Raw genomic sequence first — 21,377 nt, forward strand, 5'->3', positions numbered from 1 at the left:
GTCTACACCTAAAGTACGCATGGCACGCCACTTATAGTGATCTCCCGCCAGCCACACCTGGGTGATATTTTCAAATTTACGGTCCTCTACAATGTCTTTGGGAGGCAAGTGGTTATGATAATCTATAATGGGCTGATCTGCCGAATATTTTTGATAAAGTTCCTGTGCATATTTATTCTGTAACAGGAAATTATCGGTTATAAAAGTGTCGTTCTTCATGTTTGGTTTTATTCTTCATTTAATTTCTTCCGCGGAAACCTTTCTTAAAGAGGCACCCGAAATTTGGCAATTTTGGCCTTTATCTTCCCATCCAGCCGCCATCTACGGTAAGAATCGCCCCGCTCATATAGTCACTGGCTTTAGAAGCCAGAAAGATAATAGGGCCGTGAAAATCCTTGGGCTCGCCCCATCTTCCGGCAGGAATCCGCGATAAAATAGCTTCGCTGCGCTCTTCATTATCTCGTAAAGCCTGGGTATTATCGGTAGCGATATATCCAGGCGCAATAGCGTTAACCTGCACGCCTTTGGACGCCCATTCGTTGGAAAAAGCCATAGTAAGCTGGCCAATGGCGCCCTTGGAAGCAGCGTAGCCCGGAACGGTAATCCCGCCCTGAAAAGTGAGCAGGGATGCTGTAAATATTACTTTCCCGCTACCCCTTTTAATCATTTCTTTTCCAAACTCGCGGGTGAGGATAAATTGAGAATTCTGATTGACTTCTATAACCTTATCCCAGTATTCATCGGGATGTTCCGCAGCAGGTTTACGCATAATGGTTCCCGCATTGTTGACTAAAATATCAATTTTAGGATGTTCCGATTTTACTTTTTCTATAAAGGCGTAAAGGGCTTTCCTGTCTGAAAAATCACATTGATAGCCCTGGAATTTACGGCCTTTAGCCTGTACCGCTTTTTCTATATTGGAACCTTCTGTTTCCAGACTTGCTGAAACTCCTAAAATATCGGCGCCGGCTTCTGCCAAAGCTTCGGCCATCGCAAATCCAATTCCACGTTTACAACCGGTAACCAGTGCTGTTTTTCCTTCTAATTTAAATAAATCCATGCTTATCTACTTCAATTCGTTTACAGCTACTTTATCCATATCTCCATAGTCCAGGTTCTCCCCAGCCATACCCCAGATAAAGGTGTAATTTGATGTTCCGGCACCAGCGTGAATAGACCATTCGGGCGATAATACCGCCTGGTGGTTTTTTAAGAAAATATGCCTGGTCTCGTCTGGCTGCCCCATATAGTGACTAATAGTCTGGCCTTCTTCCAGGTCAAAATAAAAATAGGCTTCCATTCTCCTGGTGTGCGTATGCGGTGGCATGGTATTCCAGATGTTGCCTTCAACTAATTCCGTCATTCCCATCTGTAATTGACAGGTCTCCACAATACTATTTACAATCAGTTTGTTCAGGATACGTTTATTGGCATATTTGGCATCTCCGAGTTCAATGACCTCAGCGTCTTCTTTTCCCACTTTTTTAGTAGGATACGCATAATGTGCCGGAGCAGAATTCAGATAAAAATAAGGCTGTTCGCCCCCGGATTTCTCAAAAATCACTTCTTTCTTGCCCTGTCCTACATATAAGGCTTCTTTGTTAGCAAGCTCATAAACTTCTCCGTCCACAGTTACTTTTCCGGCACCTCCAACATTGATAATCCCTAGTTCCCGGCGGTCAAGGAAATTTTCAGATTTTAAATCGTCTATTGTCTCCAATTTTACAGCTTTATCAACAGGAAAAACTCCTCCAACAATAAAGCGATCGTACATGGAATAGGTAAGGTTGATCTCGTCTTTTTTAAAGAGTTCAGGGATTAAAAAGTGCTCGCGAAGCTCTTTTGTAGTATATCTTTTCACATCCTCCGGATGGTGTGCGTATCTGAATTCTGAGTTGGTCATTTGTATGTATTTTTAGTTAAACATGCAATCGATTACACGAATATAATCAAATTTTTCAGTTTATAAAATTCTAATTTTCTTTGAAAGAATGAAATTCTTATTTTCCACACTAAAGTAAATCATTAATAAACAGGTTTTCTTTTAGAATGAAGATTTATTTAACGTCTTATAATCTCAATATTTCCAATATACAGAAAATTTTCAGGCTTGTCTATCCTGTAGCATACTGCTTCCGTAAATGTTCATTAAATAACACTAGGAATAATTTAATTAAGCAGAAATAAGTGAACCATCCTGTTAATGATGTCAAAACGCAAAAAATTTCCGCACTTAATAATTTCTACCTTTTAAATTTCTTCTGATAGGTTTTACTGATTAGCAAAAATAAAATTCCGCAGCTTAACCAGGCAGGCAAGGTTAAGAAAGAGAGGAAAATGTCGAACTGAATGGAGATAATATAAAATACTCCAGCACTTATCAGCCAGGCCCAGAATACAGCCTGATTAAATTTGATTCCTGATTTTTCAGCATAAAAAGATTGAATGCCGGCTTTTTTTCCGAAGAAGTATTCAAAAACAATCACTGCTCCAATTGGTGCCAGAATAAATCCATACAGGGCAACAAAATCTAACAATTTCATAGCAAAAGCAGGGAAAAGGCCAGCTATGGTAGCAACTGTTCCAGCGATGATTGTAACCCAAAAGGTTGAAGTTTTAGAGATCACCGCCTGAAAAGCAAGGCCTGCACGATAAATAGTTGGGTTAGCGGTTGTCCAGCCTGCGAGAATTACCGCTAAAATTCCAAATACACCAATAGCATTATAAGCTAATGGGCCCGGTGCCACAGGAGGTGCCGCACCATTATTCAATAGCACCTGGGCTTCGGGGGATTGCAGGTACACCGCATAAAGCAAAGCTGCAGCTATCCATGCGATATAATGCCCGATATAAATCCCGGCAGCCGTTGTCCAGCCTGCTCCCGGATTTTTGGCAAATCTAAAAACCGAAAGATCAGACATCCCAATATGCATCGCAGCATTTGCAAACCATGACCATAAAAAGACATGCCAGAAGGTATATTTAATCTGTCCCGGAAATGGCTCACTGCCTTCTCCCCATATATTCCAGAATTCTGAAAAACTGCTTATTTCAAGATTAACTAATGACACTATTCCGCAGGCAATGAATGCAAGAACAATAACAGGCGACATCCAGTTTGCTGCCTTTGCAACCATACTATAACCCCTTGCAGCCACTACAGAAATTACTGCGCCAATACATAACACAATGATTACCCATGTTGCGCTGTTGGGCATGGTATCGGTAAGTCTGGGCATTTCCATATTAAATGGAATACCCACTGCGGTAGCTGAAATTGTAATCATCGCACCTGCCAGAAAGCAAAACAGCAAACCATTAGCCAGGTTATAAACAGTGACAAGTCTGGTACCGCAAATTTTCTCAAGGTGATAGTAAAGGGTATAACGGAATTTGGTTCCAATTTCTGCAGTCAGAAATCGCCAGCTAAGTACAGCCATCAAATTCCCCAAAAGTAAACCCACAATCAAATCAAAAGCGCTGACTCCCGTAGTTAGGAACAGGGGGCCAATTACGAATTCGGTTCCAGCGGCATGTTCCCCGGCATACATTCCAAGAAAACTTTTCCAGCTCTTAAGTTTGGATTCCGGTATACGCTCACGTTCGAATTCTCCCGAAACCTTTTCTTCTATAACTTCTTCTTCTACTTGTGCCAGGCTCATTGATTTATATTTATTAATAGAATACTACCTCTAATTTTAATTCACAATTTTTCATCCTAACCTACTATAAGATGTTAGATAAATTATATCTACTCAATCATGGATTGCTCAATTCTAAAATTTACTACTCCCTCACCATATATTTTGGTAAATCGGTTATTTGTTCACAGCAAACCTGTTCCAAAACTTGTTGCAGTTGCATTTTAAGCATTGCAATAGTGTGGTCACCACCTTTATCACCCAAAGCTCCAACTCCATACATAAACGACCGGCCTAAAAAGCTGAAATCAGCCCCACTGCTCATCACTCTGGCAATATCAGGACCCGAACGAATTCCACTGTCCATCATTACCGTAATTCTGTCTTTGTATTTTTCAGCGATATGAGAAAGTGGTTTTATGGTGGATTCCCCGGCATCTAACTGGCGACCTCCGTGATTAGAGACAATAATCCCGTCAAAACCTAAACGAATCGCTTCTTCAGCATCCTCATCAGAAACTACACCTTTCAATACCAGTTTCCCTTTCCACAAATCCCGCAATGGTTTTATTTTTTCTTCATTTAATCTTCCTGAAAAAGTGGCATCCATCCATTTTCCAAGCTGTTTGATGCTCATCCCCTTTTTCATATACTTCTCCATTGTGGCGAAGTTTGGCTGCCCGTGTTTTAGGGTTTGCATTGCCCAGGTAGGCTTACCCATTACCTGAAGTACATTCCGAAAATTTATTTGTGGCGGCATCGCCAATCCGTTTCTAATTTCTTTGGGGCGATATCCAAAAGTGGGCACATCGCATAAAATTACTAATACCGGAACTTCAGCCGCCTCAGCTCTTTTTAAAATATCGTCTCTTAACCATTCTTCCGTAGGATGATATAACTGAAACCATGCCCGACCTTCAGTAAGTTCACTTGCCCTCTCAATACTTGTGGTAGTTACCGTACTTAAAATAAATGGGATGTTATGCTTCAGGGAAGCTTTGGCTAAAATTTCAGGGGCATTTGGCCACATCAAACCTTGCAAACCAATAGGTGAAATTCCAAAAGGGGCATCGTATTTAATACCGAACAGTTCGGTTTCCAATTTTGATTTACTATAATTTTTAAGATATCGTGGTTTAAGCTGAACTTCCCTAATTTCAGCAGTATTTCTATAAATATTTATGTTTTCATTACATCCTCCATCCAGGTACTCAAATGCAAAACGCGGCATACGCTTTTTTGCACGCTCACGCAGTGCTTCAATAGAGGGATATTCAGTATCAAAAGGAAATGCCATAAATTGTTTAAGTTTTTTAGATTAAATTCAACGGAATTTAAAGGATTTTATAGTAAAGACATTTTCTTTAAAGGATCACTTTACAAATAATAATGGCACCAGCTTTTTCATGCGGTAATTCTCCTTCAAGAAGTTGGAAGCCACTTTTTTGTTCGAAATTACCATAGCCGCGCCCAATGCAGATCCCAATGGCGATTGCGTGGAGAGCACCTTAAATTCACTAAAATGATGGGACATCAGTTTCATAAACACATCATTATCGGTAAAGCCGCCATCTATGTATATTGTTTTAATATCTGAATTTCCGATTGCTTTTCGAATGGTATGAATTTGTAATTCCATAAGCTCAATCATAAGCTGATGGTAAGCTTCTTCAAACGTTTTAAAAGGTTCAAGATCGGTTTTATGAAGTTGTTTACGCTTTAGAGAGATTCCTTCAAATTTGAAATAAATGGAAGGCTTTTCAATCAATTTTAAATAAAGGTCCTGGTCAAATTCTACATTACGGTGGTACCCGTATTCCTTTCCGTAGTAATTTCCAAGTTTTTCCACCTGCAGGCGGTATTCATTCCCCATAAAAAAGCGGGAAGCTTTTACACGTTTTCCGTCTACTCTTAAATAATTAAGACAATTGTGCTGAATATCCTCTTCGGAAAGTTTTTCTGAATTAAAAGGGTTTAAAGAAATACTCCAGGTTCCTGTGGAAAGTAGCAAAAATGGCTTTTTCTTGCTGAGAATATAAGGCAGCAATGCCGAAGAACTGTCGTGTATCCCAACCCCAATTTTAATCTTTTTGCCGTTATAAGAGGTATTGATACTTGCTGAAGTAGGCACAATGGGCGCAAGAATCTTATCAATTTCCTCTTCATAAACCCACTGATGGTAATCTTCAGCATCAAAATCCCAAAGATTGGTGTGGCAGCCAATACTGGTATATTCACTTACCGGAATTCCGGTAAATAAATATGACAAATATTGTGGCAAATGAAGGCTGTATTTTATTTTACTGAAAACTTCAGGACGCCTCTTTTTTAGCCAATATAGCTGCATTCCCGAATTGAGCATACCGGCCTGCGGGGAAGCGGTTTCAGCTGAAAATTTTAGTTCATCTCCATGTTTGCCATAAAATTCCTCTTCCACAGAACTTTCAATCGATTTCGTGTAATTGTATAATGGAGTGAGCACATTGCCATCATGATCAAGATGGACAAAGCTGGCTCCATAAGAAGAAAAATTTACCGCTTTAACTTCATATTGGTCATTTTCCAGAATGGCATCAAAAGTAGATTTTATCCAGTTTTGTAATTCATGGATATCTTCTGCAGGATAACCTTCTTCGTCTTTTGTCTCTGGTAACCGGGTATAATCACGAAAAACCTCCTTATAATTCTTGTTAAACAAGAAGAATTTTTTATTGGTTTTCCCTATATCAAAAACAGCGGTAACTTTAATTTTTGTCATTCTGAAAATAAATTTATAACCCCGTAGCTTTTGTTTTTGTCCCTCTTTCTTTAATCAGATTTTTTCGTATTCCCAGATGGCGATAGGCCTGCAGAGGATCTATAGCTGCACCTGATTTTTCCCGCGCAGCTTTCAGCAAAGGCCGAACATCGGTCCTGTAAGCATCCTGCAGGATTTCCTGGCATCTCACCACGTCATTTTCTGCCTGTGCTTCTTTTAAAGCTTTTTGATCTACAAGAAGTGCCTGGGCATAAGCAATGAGAATAGCTTCTAAAGACTGAATTAAATCTTCCAGCGGATCTTTAGTGTTATGGCTGGCATCTATCATCCAGGATAAACCCGGATTTTGCGGATTATTCTCCATTCCATAGACTAGCTCATTAAAAATAAGAAACAATGCATAAGGCTTTATAGAACCTACTGTAACATCATCATCACCATATTTGCTATCGTTAAAATGAAAACCTCCCAGTTTTCCCTTCAGCATTAAGGTGGCAACAATTTGTTCAATATTGGTATTTGGCAGATGATGCCCCAAATCTACCAAAGTATAAGCTCTTTCCCCGCAGGCATTTGCCAGCATAAAAGAAGTGCCCCAATCCTGAATAACGGTACTATAGAAATTAGGTTCGTACGGCTTGTATTCAATAAACATTTTCCAGTCCTGCGGCAATTTGCCATAGATTTGGTTCAGACTGTCTTCAGTATTTTGTAAAGCTGTTTGAAAGTTATTCTGCCCAGGAAAATTCGCCCCGTCTGCCAACCATACGGTAAGGCTTTTAGAACCTAACTCTTTCCCGATTTTTATTACCTCGTGATTATGCTGAATGGCGTATTCCCTTACCGCTTTATCTGTATTACTTAAAGAACCAAATTTATAAGTCTTTTTTGCATCTGGCTGGTTCTGGAAGGTATTAGAATTCATGGCGTCAAAAACGATACCATGAGATTGGGCAATTTCTTTAACCGCTTTTACATCCCCGGGACTATCCCATGGAATGTGCAGGGAAACCGCTCCGGCGGATTTTGTGAGTGCATGCAGAATTCCAATATCATCTAATTTTTGTTCCAGGGAAGCAGGTTCGCCTCCGTAAGAAAACCGGCCAAACCTTGTGCCTCCTGCTCCAAGAGCCCAACTGGGAATCGCCACCTGGAAATCGGCTAATTTTTTAATTATTTCATCTAAAGATAATTTTCTGTTGGAAAATTTATTCCGAAGAAATTGTAATTCGGACGTATAAGAAACTTCCTGCTTTTCATTTAAATCTGACAGGTGATCTGTAGTTATTTTCATTTTTGCTACTTACATTCAAATAAGACCCCACAGTTACATCCTGTGAGGTCCGTAATCAGGCTAATTTAATTTTATCTTACGAAAGCATTTGCCATACCTCCATCTACATTAATGGTATTTCCGGTGCTTTTTTCCAGAATACCCACGCAGGCAAATACACCCTTGGCAATATCTTCCGGAAGGATAATCTCCTGTAATAAATTACGTTTTGCATAATGCTTTGGAAGATCTTCTACTTCTATGTTGTAGGCTTTTGCACGGCCCTCGGCCCATTCTCCTTCCCAAATTTTACTTCCTACAATTACTCCATCGGGATTTACAGTATTCACCCTAATATGGTCACCGCCTAATTCTGCAGCAAGTAACCTGGTCATGTGTTGTTGTGCGGCCTTGGCAGTTCCGTAGCCTACATTATTAGGCCCTGAAACCAATCCATTTTTGCTGGCAATATTCACAATATCACCGCCAAGGTTTTGTTTTTTCATTATAGCCACTCCTTTTTGTGCCATCATAAACTGGCCTTTAACCAAGACATCCTGCAAAAGCTCCCAATCTTTAAGCGTGGTATCTTCAAGGGATTTAGAAATGGCCAATCCTGCCGAATGTACAATAATATCTACCCCTCCAAAGGCAAGACAGGCTTTTTTGTAAGCTTCTTCAATAGAATCTTCTTTTGTTACATCACAGATAGCAACACTAACCTGGTCCTTTTTATAAGTTTTTAAAGCTTGTTGTAAAGCCTCTTCGGTAAGATCGGTAAGAACCACATTGGCACCTTCAGCAACAAGCTTGTCTGCAATTGCCTTTCCTATTCCTCCTGCTGCACCAGTTACAACTGCAATTTTACGTGAGAGGGGTTTTTCAGCAGGCATTCTTTGTAATTTTGCTTCCTCCAACAGCCAGTATTCAATATCAAAAGCCTCTTGTCTTGGGAGAGAGGTGTATTGTGAAATAGCTTCAGCACCACGCATTACATTTATAGCATTTACATAGAACTCACTTGCCACTCGTGCTGTCTGCTTGTTTTTTGCAAAACTAAACATGCCAACACCAGGATAAATGATAATTACCGGATTAGGATCACGCATAGCCGGACTGTTATCATGCTTACAATTTTCATAATATTCTCTGTATTCTTCACGATACCGGTCAAATGAAGGCTGCAGTTTTTTCAGAACTTCTTCTGTATTCGTTACATTTTCCGAAGTATCCAGATTCAGTATAAGCGGTTGAATTTTTGTTCGCAGAAAATGATCTGGACAGGAAGTGCCCATCGGCGCCAACCTTTCCAAATCATTACTGTTGATATATTCTAAAACTATATCACTATCGGTAAAGTGTCCAATCATTTGATTTTCTGAAGAGGCAAGCCCGCGTAGCAGAGGCATCAGTTCAGCAGCCTTCTGCTTCCTTTCTTCCGCAGCAAGGCTCTTTATTTTTTGTCCGCCAAAGGTGCTGCCTTTTTCTTTTACTTTCTTAGCAATATATTCTGAAGCCGTCTCGATAACATCAAGGCTGTTCATATAACACTCATAGGAAGTATCGCCCCAGGTAAAGAGTCCGTGGCTTCCAAGAACAATTCCGCGAATTCCGGGATTCTCTTCCAAACATTTTTCCAGCTGAAGACCAAGATCAAAACCAGGTCGCTGCCAGGGTACCCAACCCATAGTATCTCCCCAAATTTCTTTGGTTACCTGCTCACTATCTTTTGCGGCTGCAACTGCGATTAAAGCATCAGGATGTAAATGATCTATATGTTTAAAGGGAAGCAGTCCATGCAATGGCGTATCTATAGATGGGGCTTTACTATTAAGATCATAAATACAGTGATTGAACAGGCCTACCATGCGGTCTTCATCTTCAATCCCGCGATAAACATTTTTTAAATTACGTAATCTCTCCGTATATAAACCTGCTATTCCTGACCTGTCAAGAGTTCCAATATCTCCGCCCGATCCTTTTACCCACATTACTTCTACATCCTCTTCTGTGAGTGGGTCCTTTTCAATGGTTTTACAGCTGGTATTTCCACCTCCGTAGTTAGTGATTCGCAAATCGGCACCCAGAATATTGGAGCGGTACAAAAATAAAGCGACCTGATCGTCGCCTAATGCCTGAGCTTTTTCATTATCCCAGAGGTAGTCTACGTACTGAAAAGTTTTTTCCATTTTTCTAAAATTTCGGTTAAAGCATTTAATCTCAAATCTAGAACATAGGATTTAGGCTTCTATCCTGTAGTATACTGCTATTATTTTAAATAATTTTTAACAGCGGTACATTATTTGTTTAAATTTACCCTCATACCTAATGCGCAATAAGATGACACAGCTTTTACAAATAAAAATAGATGAAAACTCCCGTATACCAAAATATAAGCAGGTAGTTGATTCTATTATTGATGATATTTCCAAAGGAAATCTTACTGTTGGTGAAAAAATCCCGTCAATCAATCAACTTAGTGAAGATCTTTATCTTTCAAGGGATACTGTAGAAAAAGCCTACAAAGTACTAAAAGAAAAAAAAGTTATCATATCTGTTAAAGGAAAAGGATTTTATACCGCTAAAACTGATTTAATTTCTAAGGTAAATGTTTTTTTCCTTATCAATAAACCCAGCACTTATAAGATGATCATTTACAATTCTTTTGTTAATGGATTAGGAGTAAATGGCCATGTAAATCTTTTCATTTATCATTGTGAAGAATCCTTGTTCATAAGGACCTTAGAAAGAAATCTGGGGTTTTATGATTATTATGTAATAATGCCTCATTTTAAGGATGAAAATCTTAATCATCTAAGTTATACTAAAGATGTTCTTCAAGTTGTGGAACGTATACCAAAGGATAAGTTAATAATGCTGGATAATACTAAACCAGATATAACAGGGAATTATGGAGCCATATACCAGGATTTTGAAAAAGATATTTTCTATGCTTTAGGCGAAGCCTTAGAAAAATTGAAAAAATATGATAAGCTGATCCTTGTTTATCCCAGCAAATCTGTAAATCCTTATCCAAAGAGGATTATGCATGGATTTCGAAAATTCTGTATTCAAAATGAGTTTGATTTCGAAATACTTGATGAAATTTATGAAGACATGGAACTTCAAAGTAAAGATTTATATGTAACAATTCAAGAGCGTGATCTGGTTAATCTTGTACGACAAACAAGAGAGAAGAACCTAAAACTTGGAAGGGATATAGGTATAATATCTTATAATGATACTCCTTTAAAAGATTTATTGGGAATTACGGTAATAAGCACCGATTTTAAAGCTATGGGAGAAAGTGCTGCCTTTATGGTCTTAAAAAACAAAAAGGAAAAAGTAAAAAATGTCTTCAAATATATAGAGCGCAACTCAGTCTAACTTTCGGCTTACGGTTTTTCCATAGAACATTACCACAAAAAAGCACAGCAGTGGAAGAATAAATGAAAAATTAACTTCGGGAACTCCAAGAATTCTGGTATCGGTATAGCCCGTACCTCCTATGTCTAAAATTAATCCCTGCAGGGTGGGCATTAAAGCTCCTCCAACAATTGCCATTACTAAAAAAGCAGCACCAAATTTAGCATCCTGATCAAGACCTTCCAGCGCTACTCCATAAATGGTCGGGAACATGATGGACATGAAGAAAGAAATACCTACTAGTGTATAGAGGCCAATAAATCCAGATATAAAAATGGTGACTATTGTACAAACAGAAGCACCTATGGCGAAATAGAACAACAAACTACCTGAATTTAGATATTTCATAAGGGCGGTGCCAATCCACCTTCCAATGAGAAAAACTACCAAAGCGGCAATACCATAATTTACTGCCGTGGCATTATCTATCCCTATAGACTCCGCATACTGATACAGGTAAGTCCAGACCATTATTTGAGCACCAACATAAAACATCTGTGCCACCACGCCCCAGGCAAACCTGCCGTTTTGAAACAATCTTTTTATAGACAGCCCAATATGAGTCTTAGCCTCCTGCTCCTTATTCTGAGGCATTTTTGTAAAAAGAATGATCATAAAAAATGCAATTACCACTAATCCCAGAAAGACATAAGGGTCACGAATCACCGCCAGATCTGAAGTACGAATTGCGTTTCTTCCAGATTCATCCAGAGTTTCATAAAGCAATCTTCCTGAGGGCGCCACATCATCGGACTGTAAAGCTCTTAAAATGTAATTTTGTGCCACAATCAAACCGGCAAGAGCCCCCATAGGGTTAAAGGCCTGGGCAAGATTAAGGCGCCGGGTGGCTGTCTTTGGATCCCCCATAGCCAAAATATAGGGATTGGCAGTGGTTTCTAAAAAAGCCAGGCCAAAAGTTAGGATATACAAGGCAGCCAGGAAGAAGTAAAACTCTTCATAAGCCGCGGCAGGATAAAATAACAATGCGCCCACGACATATAAAACAAGTCCCAGCAACACGCCTTTTTTATATGTGTAGCGGTTCACAAAGATCGCGGCAGGCAAAGCCATGGTAAAATACCCCCCGTAAAAAGCCAGCTGCACCAGCGAAGCCTGAAAATTATCCAGTTCCAGCACCTTTTTAAAGGCAGAAACCATAGGATTGGTTATATCGTTTGCGAAACCCCATAAAGCGAATAATGAAGTAACCAGAATAAATGGAAATAATACTTTTTTTGATATTACCGGTGCGTCTGTTTTCATTAGTAAAATATTATTTTTTTAATAACGCCCTATCAAGATGAACGTAACCGCCATCTACATAAATAAACTGACCAGTAGTGTGACTCGATTTTTCAGAAATAAGAAACAGTGCCATATCGGCTATTTCTTTTGGTGTGGTCATGCGATTTTCAAGCGGAATTTTATCTTCAATAGCTTTTCGTTTTGCGTCTCCTTCTTCTAAAGTCTCCAGCCAGTTTTTGTAGGCCGGGGTCATACTTTCAGCAATTATCAATGCGTTACATCTTATTTTATCTTTAATTAAATCTACAGCCCATTCACGGGTTAACCCCAGCACGCCTCCTTTAGAAGCCGCATAACCGGAGGTTCCTCCCTGGCCGGTGGTTGCCACCTTAGATCCAATATTTAAAATATTCCCCTGTCTTTTCTTCAACAAGGGCAGGGCGTATTTTACTGTGGCATAATAACTAATAAGATTTAAATGAATAGAGTATAAAAAATCTTCCATAGAAGCATCCAGACCTGCACCATCGTTCACCCCAACATTATTTATAATCACGTCTATACCGGAAAATTCATTATCAATTTTTTCTACTGAAGCTTTAATCTGTTCAGGCTTTGATAGATCAGTTTGAAAGAACCTGGCTCCAGGCACCAGCTGCTTAAGGTGTTTTTCATATTCGAATCCACGCTCATTCCTATCCAGAATAACCGGAATAGCTCCTTCTTTAGCTAAAGCAAAAACCATTGTCTGCCCAATACTTCCTTCAATCCCGGCACCGCCGGTAATAAGCACAATTTTATCTTTAAGCTTTAAATCCATTTTTTACAACTTATAAATTTTTCTCGCATTGCCAATCCAGAAAGCTTGCTGTTCCTCCTCACTACAACCCTGAATGGCTTTTTTGGCAATTTTTTTAACTTCTGAATATTCTCCTGCAACCAAACATACCGGCCAGTCAGATCCAAACATGAGCCTTTTGGGACCAAAGCACTCTAAAGTGATATCAAGATAAGGTTTTAACTGCTCATAAGTCCACGATTTATAATCTGCTTCAGTAATTATTCCTGAAAATTTGCAGAATACGTTTTCATATTTTGCAATTTCAGTCATCAATATTTTCCAGCCGTCTATAAATCCGTCTTTAATATAAGGTTTAGCAATATGATCGATTATAAAATTTTGCTTCGGAAACTTTCTAACAAATTCCAAAACCGCTCCCAGCTGATGTGGAAACACCAGGATTTCATAAATAAACCCGTAGTTTTCTAATTTTGATATCCCATCACAGAATTCCTTCTGAAGCAAAAAGTTTGGATCGGCTTCTCCCTGGACTATATGTCGAAAACCTTTTATTTTATCAAAACCTGAATAATAATTCAGTCTTTCTTCAATATTATTTGCTTTAAAATCTACCCAACCAGTTATTCCTTTGATAAAATCATTTTCTTCGGAAAGTTTCAGCAGAAAATCGTTTTCAGCTTCGGTCTGATCTGCCTGTACAGCAATGCAGCCTTCCACTCCATTCCTTTTTAAAACAGGCTGAAGGTCTTCCGGAAGAAAATCTCTCCGGATGCGTTTCATATTATCATCTATCCAGTTGTGTTTTACTGAATCGTATTTCCAAAAATGCTGATGAGTATCAATTATCATAATATATGACTATTATCCATGTTCTGATAAATCAAAAATTTTTTCCATCAAAATCCATTTTTCACCATTTGAAAAATTCGGTATCTTCTGAAATTTATTCATCATAGTCTCCCATTTTTGTACCTGCTCATTTTCAGCATCCATGAGTCTTTTTTCCTTCAAACTGAAGGTATCATCAGCATCTATAATCATAAACATTCGGGTATCAATTAGGTAAATTTCCATATTCAAAACGCCTGAGGTTTTGATGCTTTCCAGTACTTCCTTCCAAACATTCCCTTTTTTATGATACTCTTTGTACTCCTTAATTAATTCTGGATCATTTTTTAGATCACAAGTAAAACAGAACTTTTGCATAAACCCGAATTTAGGAAAATTTCACCATTGCTTTAATCACTCCGGTCTGCGGATCCAGCCAGGAATCAAAATTTTTAATCATTTCAGAAAAATTGACCTGATGGGTGACAAAAGATTTCGTAGGAAAGTTCTTTAAATTATCAATTACAAACTGAAAATCTTCCCGCGTGGCATTACGGCTACACATCAAAGTAGTTTCCTTAGCATGTATTTTTGGGTGCTCATAAGTTAGTTCTCCTTTAGAGAGACCTACAAGCACAAACCTTCCTCCATGCGCCATATAATCTCCCCCGTTTTCCAGCGCCCTCTTGTTCCCGGTGGCATCAAAAACCGCTGTCGCCATATCTTCATTTGTGATTTCAGCAATTTTATTTACAGGATCTTCCATAACATTAAAAGCATGCTCAACTCCAATATCTTTTTTGGCATATTCCAACCTGTCATTGTTAACGTCCAACGCAATAACTTCAGCTCCTACAATTTGGGCCAATTTCATGAGCCCAATTCCTATAGGGCCGCAACCAATCACCACTACTTTCTCTCTTGACTGAATATTGGCCCTTCCAATAGCATGCGCACCAATTGCCAAAGGTTCCACGATTGCCATTTCGTTAAATGATAATCCGTTGGCCGGGATCAATAAATCATTTCGAACGGAGATCACCTCTTGCATCCCACCATCGGCATGTACTCCCAAAACCTTAATATTTGCACAACAATTTGTTTTCCCGTTTCGGCAGGCGATACATTTCCCGCAGCTCACATAAGGCATGATAATTACATTATCTCCTTTCTTAAAACCCTGCTCATTTTCTCCAATTTCGAGGATTTCCGCGGCGAGTTCATGGCCAAGGATACGCGGATATTTAAAGAAAGCCTGATTTCCAGCATAGGCATGCAAATCGGTTCCACAAATCCCCACCCGGTGTACTTTCAGCAATGCTTCTCCATCTTTTTTCGTGGGAGCTTCCTTTTCTTTTAACTGAAAATTATTCGGTTCTTCACAAACTATATATCTCATAGTTTTTTCAGTTTAATTTTTAGTTTGAATAGTAATGCTTTCAGAAGTCAATCCATCTGAAACGGCTCTTAACTCTACAGGTTCATTTTCGTAGTTGGACTGAATAATTACCAGGCACTTCCCATTAAAAGCCTTGCGTTGTTCTGCTTTAAATGGTTCCAGGCTGGCCTGATAACCATTATCCACACCTACAATTTTCCCTCCTCCTGAAATTTCAAATTTTACCAGATTTTCTGCTCTTGGAGCAAGCGTTCCTTTTTCATCCAGAATATTAACAGTTACAAAAATCATATCATTACCATCTGGATCCAATTCCTTCTTATTTGCCTCCAACTCAATCTGGGCAGGGGCTCCGGCAGTTTCTATCGTTCTTTCCAGTACGGTTTCGCCGTCTTTCCTGGAAACCGCCTTCAATGTACCCGGTATATAACTCACGCGCCAGGAGATATGTAAATCATCACCCTGCTTTGATTTTGTTCCTAAGGATTCTCCATTCAGAAAAAGCTCCACTTCATCGGCATTATTATAATAAGCCCATACATCTACTGTTTCTCCTTTTTCCCAGTTCCAGTGCGGGAATACGTGCAGCACATCCTTATTGGTCCATTCACTCTGGTACATATAATAAATGTCCTTTGGAAAACCTGCCAGATCGATAATTCCAAAGTAGGAACTCCTGGCCGGATAGGGATAAGGAATTGGTTCTCCCAGATAATCAAAACCGGTCCAGACAAACATTCCGGCCATAAAATCTAATTTTTTAACTGCTTTCCAGGTTTCTTCGTGGGTTGAACCCCAATAGGCTGAAACCTGGTCGTAAGCCGAAACGGTTAGATCCTCATTTCCATCAAATTCGGCATTATGTGCGGGAGGCCAGTTTCTACGTTCATCGGAAGGCATATCATAACTACCGCGAGTCATCAACCCGGATACACTTTCTGAAGAAAGGAATTTTTGATCTGGAAAACGATTAGGAAGATCCTTATAGGCTTCATGCTTGTAATTGAAACCAAGCACATCAAGTGCACCTGACTGCCAAATGTAGTTTTTCTCCGGAATATTTTCAGTTAAGGCAATAGTGACAGGACGGGTTGTGTCTATAGATTTTACAATATCAACCAGCTCCCTGGTTATTGAAATACCGGTACTGTCAAATTGTTCCCGAATCTCATTCCCGATACTCCACATCATTATAGAAGGATGATTACGGTCCCTTAAGACCATATCTTTTAAATCCTTTTCATACCATTCATCCCAATCAGTATGATAATCCTCATCTACTTTTTGCTTTTTCCAAACATCGAAAGCTTCATCCTGCACGATAAAACCCATACTGTCTGTTAATTTCAACATTTCAGGTGATGGCGGATTATGGGCAGTTCTTATGGCGTTTGCACCCATATCCTTCAAAAGTTTTAACCTTCTTTCCAGGGCATGGATATTTATTGCGGCACCCAAAGCACCAAGATCATGATGCAGGCAAACGCCATGGATCTTAGTAGGTTCCCCATTGAGGAAAAATCCTTTTTCAGCATCAAAATGAAATTCTCTTATTCCAAGAGGTGTTTCATAATCATCCATTAAAGTATTTCCATTATAAATCTTCGTCTTAATGGTGTAGAGGTAAGGATGATCTGTATCCCAAATTTTTGGATCTTTTACAATAAAATTGTGGTTCACCGTCAAAGAGTCCTGGGCAGAAATTTCCAGTTCCTTCTCCTGAGAAGTAATCTCGCGATCTTCTGAATCAAAAATAGTACTTACAACCCTTATATTTCTAACAGTATCCTGGGAGTTCCTAATGTTTACTTCCAGGTTTACCCTGGCACTATCTTTCGACACTTCCGGTGTGGTCACAAAAGTACCCCAGTGGTCTATATGGACTTTGTTTTTAGCAATGAGATAAACATTCCTGTAGATACCAGATCCCGTGTACCAGCGGGAATTGGGTTGCGCTGAATTATCGACCCTAACCGCTATCGTATTTTCCTCTCCAAACTTCAGGTGAGGGGTAAGATCGTACTGAAAAGAAATATAACCAAATGGTCTTTTTCCCACAGATTGGCCATTGATCCAAACCTCGCTGTTTCGGTAAACTCCGCCAAAAGAAATAAAAACCTTGCGATCATTCCAATCAACCGGAACCGGAAATGACTTGCGATACCACCCAATTCCGGCAGGCAATGCGCCACCTTCGGGCTTAGTAGCGTGTTCTTCGCTAAATTCTCCCTCTATACTCCAATCGTGCGGCACCTCTAAAGTTCTCCATTCTGAAAGATTTATGGAATCTTCTTTTGCTTTAGGATGGTCTCCCAACTGAAAGTTCCAGTCCTTATTGAAATTTTGAACAATCCTGCCATCTTGCTCCTTCTGCTCTTCCTGATCTTCCTGATCTTCACAGGAAAGAATTCCCAAGGCGAAAAAGCAAATTAAAACTGATTTTAAAGTATTTATATAATATCCTCTCATTTATTGAAATTCAAAAGATTCTAATCTAAGTCCCTGCAGGTTTTCTCCTGAAATCCTTATCTTATATTTCCCGGCATTAATATACCCGCCGGTGGTAGTATTCAGTATTTTCCATTTTTCGTTGCGTATGGGAAAAGTTATCTTATCGTTACGGACTATAGAGCCATTCACGGCAATGATTTCAAATTTAACCTCGATGGGTTTATCACTTACATTCATGTACCGGAACCGGAGCAAATGAATACCAGCCAGGCCGGTATTAACTTCCCACTCGATGCTGGCCGGACTTTTATTCCCGAAATCCACATAATCATCATCCTTAAAATTGCCGGTTTTTTCTCCGGCATAAAGCGCATCTTCCGCTTCAAATTTCACAGAAGGCCTGGCTTCTTCTCCTTCGCCCATTTCATAAGCCGGCATAACAGCTATGGAGAAATTGGCATTTTCAATAGTTGAAAACTGAAGTTTTTCATCAGCAGATATCGTGTCAAGATATACCTGATATTCTTCATTTTTTGAATTGATCGCCTTTCCTACAATTTTGGTGAAATTCTGAAGCCAATCCGGTTTATTAAGAGAATCTGTCGTAGATAACACGTAGACACCTGATCTTTCATTTACACTAAATGAACCTGAAACTTCTTCATTTTCAGGAAAACTTAACCATTCAGCTCCAAACACCTGATATGGTAAAGTGGTCCATTCAGTATTGGCATTAGTATATTGCTTTTGTCCGATATCCAGCCAGGTTTTTTTCTGAATCTTATCTGAAGAAATATCTTTTATATTTCCGGGAGAAGCACTGGCGGGTGTTTGCTTTTTACCCCTAATGGCAATAGCAGAAATAATTGCCTGTCCTGAAGTTACCTTTGGAAAATCTATAACCAGTTTACCATTTTTGGCTTCAGTAGTAAAAGTCTTTTTTATCGCGGTATCGTGGCCTGCTTCTTTCCAGATGTCGAAATTTTTAAGAACCACCTCATCATTAATCGCAATATCAAAATTTCTCCAGTTGGTACAATCCAGCCCGCCCCCTGTACCATACCAGGGCTCAACAAAATAAAGATCCACCTGATATTGACCATTTTTTACCGGGAATTCATACTTTAATTTACCCATTCCATAACGAAAGTTCTGGAACAATTCCCAGTTCTTAGTATTTTGGATTAGATCCCAGGTTCTACGCTGGCTTGCATAAAAAGCAGGTAAATTTTCGAAATCATCGGTCCATGAAATTGATCCCCAGGTATCTTCTTCAGATTTGTGAACATCTGCCTGCCAGGTATTCCCGAAACTATCGGTAAATTCAGGTCCACCGGCATTCACCCGGTATATATAATTATCTTCTGAAGGCTCTAAAACTTCTTCTTCAGAATATAATTGCTCAAAATTTGGTGATTCGGGAAGGTTATTCAATACAATAACATCTGTTGCGACCTCTTTTCCGTTCACAAAACCTTTTGCCTTCAACATATTGTATTCCACATTCACATTATCCCACTGGAAGTGTTCGCCAGTACCCGGATTCTTCTTTCTTCCAAGAGAATTACCATTCATATCATTCAGCAATTCAACTTCATCACAATTGGAATACACCACGATACTATCCTTCACTCCGGGGTTCTGCCAACGGTTGGGCCAGGTGTGTGATACGATATAAACCATGGGATCGGTCTTTTTAGAAGCGTAATTCCCTCGATACATATAATAGGCATCCGTCGGTTCTCCCCAGGCAGTAAATAGACCCTTATAATTTACCGGACCAATCCTGTCTATATCGCGATAAGCTTCTCCATTCTGAATCCTTCCAGGATTTTCATGTGAACTAAAAAGCCAGTTGTACTGCCCTACCACACTATCCCGCACTTTTTCTGCTTCGCGAACTTTTATTTCCATAAGTTGAGAAAAGCGATTTTCACTATATTCCCCATCCTGATCAAAAGGTCCCTCGGTATGAACATCGGCAGTTCGCCAGGCACCATATTCCCCATTTAGCAGATCATTCTTTAGTTCATTCGCATAGTTATACGGGTCCCCGCCGTAGGTACCGGACCAGTTCTGGATCACATTCCAGTCGGTTCCTTCCCCGCCGTTACAGGTGGTTACCAGTCGCTGCTGAGAAGAGGTAGGATCCATTTCCCTGATGATCCTGGTAGCCTCCCTGGCAAAAGCCTCGGGAATAGTACTCTCATTTTGAAGCCCCCACATAATAATTGATGGGCTGTTTCTACGTTCTTTGATCCAGTCCCGAAGTAACTTTTTGAAATTTTCCTTAAATTCAGGTGTATCATACCATATATGCGCTGAAAACTGGCTCCAGAAAAGGATTCCTTTCTCATCCCAATGTTGCTGGTATCTTAAATTATGAGGTTGATGCGCCTCACGAAAAGCATTGAACCCCCCGGCGATCATCTGGCTCACCCTCGCTTCTACCATTTCTTCTGTAAAGGAGTGGCTTTTCCCCATCATATGTTCATATTCACAGGTACCATTAATAAAATAAGGTTTGCCATTTAAGTGAAAACGCTGATCACCGTCATTCCTGTTATGCGGATAACTGATCCACCTTATGCCATACGGGGTTTCAAGCCTGTCAACAATTTTACCATTCTGCTTAACTATTGTTTCGAGATTGTAGAGATAAGGATCTTCAGGCGACCAGAGATTCGGATTTTTAATTAGCGGTAATTCCTGTTTGATGGTCTTACCTGCTTCCTCGTTATGAAGATCAAAACTGTTCACAATTTCGGCAACAGCAACGCCGTTCGCGTCGACCAGGCGGTTAAGGATCTCTATACTTTCTGAAGAATTACCGTAATTTTTTAATTCTGTCTCTACAAAAAGCCGGGCCTGTTCCTCAGAAATATTTCTATCATTCCAGATATGAACCCCAAAAGGTTCTATTTTGATATCATTTGTAACGATCAGCGAGACCGGGCGAAAGATCCCCATGGGCTGCGAACCTTCTGAAAATCCCCATTCCCCCGAACAACCCCCACATACCCAGGGTAAATCGGCGATAAAAGGCGGATGTTCTGCCTTTACAGTAATAATATTTTCAGTTCCAAAATCGATCGCATCCGTAATATCGATCGTAAATGTGGTACGGCCTCCTTTATGGCTTCCTACTTCTTTTCCGTTCACCCAAACAGTTGCGTAGGAACCAACGCCTTCAAAAAAAAGAAAATGACGCTTTTCTGTATTTTCAGGATCGAGTTCCAGGCTTTTGCGATACCATGCAGTTCCATGTAAATTACCGTGTTTCATACGGCGATACCCATAATATTGATCCCAGTTATGAGGCACCTCTACCTGTTCCCAGGCGGAATCGTTGAAATTGTTGTTTATAATGTTTGAAGTATCGGCTATTACACCCGAATCTTCCCTCGCAGTTTTCCAGTTATCATTCAGGGAAATGATCTGGCGGGCTTCTGTAGCCACATCTGTTGTAGAAACTTCTGGTTTTGTATCTCCCGTCTTACAGGAAAAGACAGCAAACAGAAAAATACTTAAGATCAACTTTGGTTTGATCATAA

General features: G+C 39.7%; 16 protein-coding genes. 1 reads left to right on the forward strand and 15 read right to left on the reverse strand.

All coding sequences use genetic code 11. The features are described 5' to 3' along the window. From RM539_RS13240 to RM539_RS13275, 8 genes are all read right to left on the reverse strand, one after another. A partial coding sequence (locus RM539_RS13240; protein WP_311503889.1) for a glucuronate isomerase occupies positions 1–219 on the reverse strand: 219 nt, incomplete at its 3' end. Positions 220–298: 79 nt separating this feature from the next. Then, entirely contained in the window at positions 299–1,060 is a 762-nt protein-coding gene (locus RM539_RS13245; protein WP_311503890.1) for an SDR family NAD(P)-dependent oxidoreductase, read from the reverse strand. A 6-nt stretch (positions 1,061–1,066) separates the two neighbouring features. Beyond that, positions 1,067–1,903, reverse strand: coding sequence for a 5-dehydro-4-deoxy-D-glucuronate isomerase (gene kduI, locus RM539_RS13250; RefSeq protein ID WP_311503891.1), 837 nt, complete (start codon positions 1,901–1,903; stop codon positions 1,067–1,069). A gap of 340 nt (positions 1,904–2,243) precedes the next feature. Further along, on the reverse strand, positions 2,244–3,662 hold the full coding sequence (locus RM539_RS13255; RefSeq protein WP_311503892.1) for a purine-cytosine permease family protein: 1,419 nt from the start codon (positions 3,660–3,662) through the stop codon (positions 2,244–2,246). 124 nt (positions 3,663–3,786) lie between these two features. After that, complete coding sequence (locus tag RM539_RS13260; RefSeq protein WP_311503893.1) at positions 3,787–4,938, reverse strand: alpha-hydroxy acid oxidase; 1,152 nt, start codon at positions 4,936–4,938, stop codon at positions 3,787–3,789. 75 nt (positions 4,939–5,013) lie between these two features. After that, entirely contained in the window at positions 5,014–6,399 is a 1,386-nt protein-coding gene (locus tag RM539_RS13265; RefSeq protein ID WP_311503894.1) for an FGGY-family carbohydrate kinase, read from the reverse strand. Positions 6,400–6,412: 13 nt separating this feature from the next. After that, the gene (locus tag RM539_RS13270) at positions 6,413–7,693 is read right to left on the reverse strand and encodes a sugar isomerase (protein WP_311503895.1); all 1,281 of its coding nucleotides are present in this window, start codon (positions 7,691–7,693) and stop codon (positions 6,413–6,415) included. Positions 7,694–7,764: 71 nt separating this feature from the next. After that, complete coding sequence (locus tag RM539_RS13275) at positions 7,765–9,861, reverse strand: bifunctional aldolase/short-chain dehydrogenase (protein ID WP_311503896.1); 2,097 nt, start codon at positions 9,859–9,861, stop codon at positions 7,765–7,767. Positions 9,862–10,012: 151 nt separating this feature from the next. Here RM539_RS13275 and RM539_RS13280 point away from each other — a divergent pair, with 151 nt between their 5' ends. Next, a complete protein-coding gene (locus RM539_RS13280) occupies positions 10,013–11,059 on the forward strand; it encodes a GntR family transcriptional regulator (protein ID WP_311503897.1) in 1,047 nt (348 codons plus the stop codon). Here RM539_RS13280 and fucP read toward each other — a convergent pair. From fucP to RM539_RS13315, 7 genes are read right to left on the reverse strand one after another with little or no spacing between them, the layout of a single operon-like run. Continuing rightward, on the reverse strand, positions 11,051–12,361 hold the full coding sequence (gene fucP, locus RM539_RS13285; protein WP_311503898.1) for an L-fucose:H+ symporter permease: 1,311 nt from the start codon (positions 12,359–12,361) through the stop codon (positions 11,051–11,053). The genes RM539_RS13280 and fucP overlap by 9 nt on opposite strands. A 10-nt stretch (positions 12,362–12,371) precedes the next feature. Beyond that, complete coding sequence (locus RM539_RS13290) at positions 12,372–13,163, reverse strand: SDR family oxidoreductase (RefSeq protein WP_311503899.1); 792 nt, start codon at positions 13,161–13,163, stop codon at positions 12,372–12,374. Between the two features lie 3 nt (positions 13,164–13,166). Beyond that, positions 13,167–13,994 (reverse strand): amidohydrolase family protein, encoded by an 828-nt coding sequence (locus RM539_RS13295; protein WP_311503900.1) that lies wholly within the window; start codon positions 13,992–13,994, stop codon positions 13,167–13,169. A gap of 12 nt (positions 13,995–14,006) precedes the next feature. Then, a complete protein-coding gene (locus RM539_RS13300) occupies positions 14,007–14,351 on the reverse strand; it encodes an L-rhamnose mutarotase (RefSeq protein ID WP_311503901.1) in 345 nt (114 codons plus the stop codon). Between the two features lie 10 nt (positions 14,352–14,361). After that, on the reverse strand, positions 14,362–15,372 hold the full coding sequence (locus RM539_RS13305; RefSeq protein WP_311503902.1) for a zinc-binding alcohol dehydrogenase family protein: 1,011 nt from the start codon (positions 15,370–15,372) through the stop codon (positions 14,362–14,364). Between the two features lie 12 nt (positions 15,373–15,384). Next, entirely contained in the window at positions 15,385–17,841 is a 2,457-nt protein-coding gene (gene galB, locus RM539_RS13310; protein WP_311503903.1) for a beta-galactosidase GalB, read from the reverse strand. Next, positions 17,842–21,375, reverse strand: coding sequence for a malectin domain-containing carbohydrate-binding protein (locus RM539_RS13315; protein ID WP_311503904.1), 3,534 nt, complete (start codon positions 21,373–21,375; stop codon positions 17,842–17,844). It abuts the gene before it with no gap. Between the last annotated feature and the right edge of the window lie 2 nt (positions 21,376–21,377).

Source organism: Autumnicola musiva (assembly GCF_031846585.1).
GTDB lineage: Bacteria > Bacteroidota > Bacteroidia > Flavobacteriales > Flavobacteriaceae > Autumnicola > Autumnicola musiva.

What these genes read in the sequence shown, in the direction of transcription:
- RM539_RS13245 (WP_311503890.1), bottom strand. Translation starts at nt 1,060, where the DNA reads ATGGATTTATTTAAATTAGAAGGAAAAACAGCACTGGTTACCGGTTGT.
- kduI (WP_311503891.1), bottom strand. Translation starts at nt 1,903, where the DNA reads ATGACCAACTCAGAATTCAGATACGCACACCATCCGGAGGATGTGAAA.
- RM539_RS13255 (WP_311503892.1), bottom strand. Translation starts at nt 3,662, where the DNA reads ATGAGCCTGGCACAAGTAGAAGAAGAAGTTATAGAAGAAAAGGTTTCG.
- RM539_RS13260 (WP_311503893.1), bottom strand. Translation starts at nt 4,938, where the DNA reads ATGGCATTTCCTTTTGATACTGAATATCCCTCTATTGAAGCACTGCGT.
- RM539_RS13265 (WP_311503894.1), bottom strand. Translation starts at nt 6,399, where the DNA reads ATGACAAAAATTAAAGTTACCGCTGTTTTTGATATAGGGAAAACCAAT.
- RM539_RS13270 (WP_311503895.1), bottom strand. Translation starts at nt 7,693, where the DNA reads ATGAAAATAACTACAGATCACCTGTCAGATTTAAATGAAAAGCAGGAA.
- RM539_RS13275 (WP_311503896.1), bottom strand. Translation starts at nt 9,861, where the DNA reads ATGGAAAAAACTTTTCAGTACGTAGACTACCTCTGGGATAATGAAAAA.
- RM539_RS13280 (WP_311503897.1), top strand. Translation starts at nt 10,013, where the DNA reads ATGACACAGCTTTTACAAATAAAAATAGATGAAAACTCCCGTATACCA.
- fucP (WP_311503898.1), bottom strand. Translation starts at nt 12,361, where the DNA reads ATGAAAACAGACGCACCGGTAATATCAAAAAAAGTATTATTTCCATTT.
- RM539_RS13290 (WP_311503899.1), bottom strand. Translation starts at nt 13,163, where the DNA reads ATGGATTTAAAGCTTAAAGATAAAATTGTGCTTATTACCGGCGGTGCC.
- RM539_RS13295 (WP_311503900.1), bottom strand. Translation starts at nt 13,994, where the DNA reads ATGATAATTGATACTCATCAGCATTTTTGGAAATACGATTCAGTAAAA.
- RM539_RS13300 (WP_311503901.1), bottom strand. Translation starts at nt 14,351, where the DNA reads ATGCAAAAGTTCTGTTTTACTTGTGATCTAAAAAATGATCCAGAATTA.
- RM539_RS13305 (WP_311503902.1), bottom strand. Translation starts at nt 15,372, where the DNA reads ATGAGATATATAGTTTGTGAAGAACCGAATAATTTTCAGTTAAAAGAA.
- galB (WP_311503903.1), bottom strand. Translation starts at nt 17,841, where the DNA reads ATGAGAGGATATTATATAAATACTTTAAAATCAGTTTTAATTTGCTTT.
- RM539_RS13315 (WP_311503904.1), bottom strand. Translation starts at nt 21,375, where the DNA reads ATGATCAAACCAAAGTTGATCTTAAGTATTTTTCTGTTTGCTGTCTTT.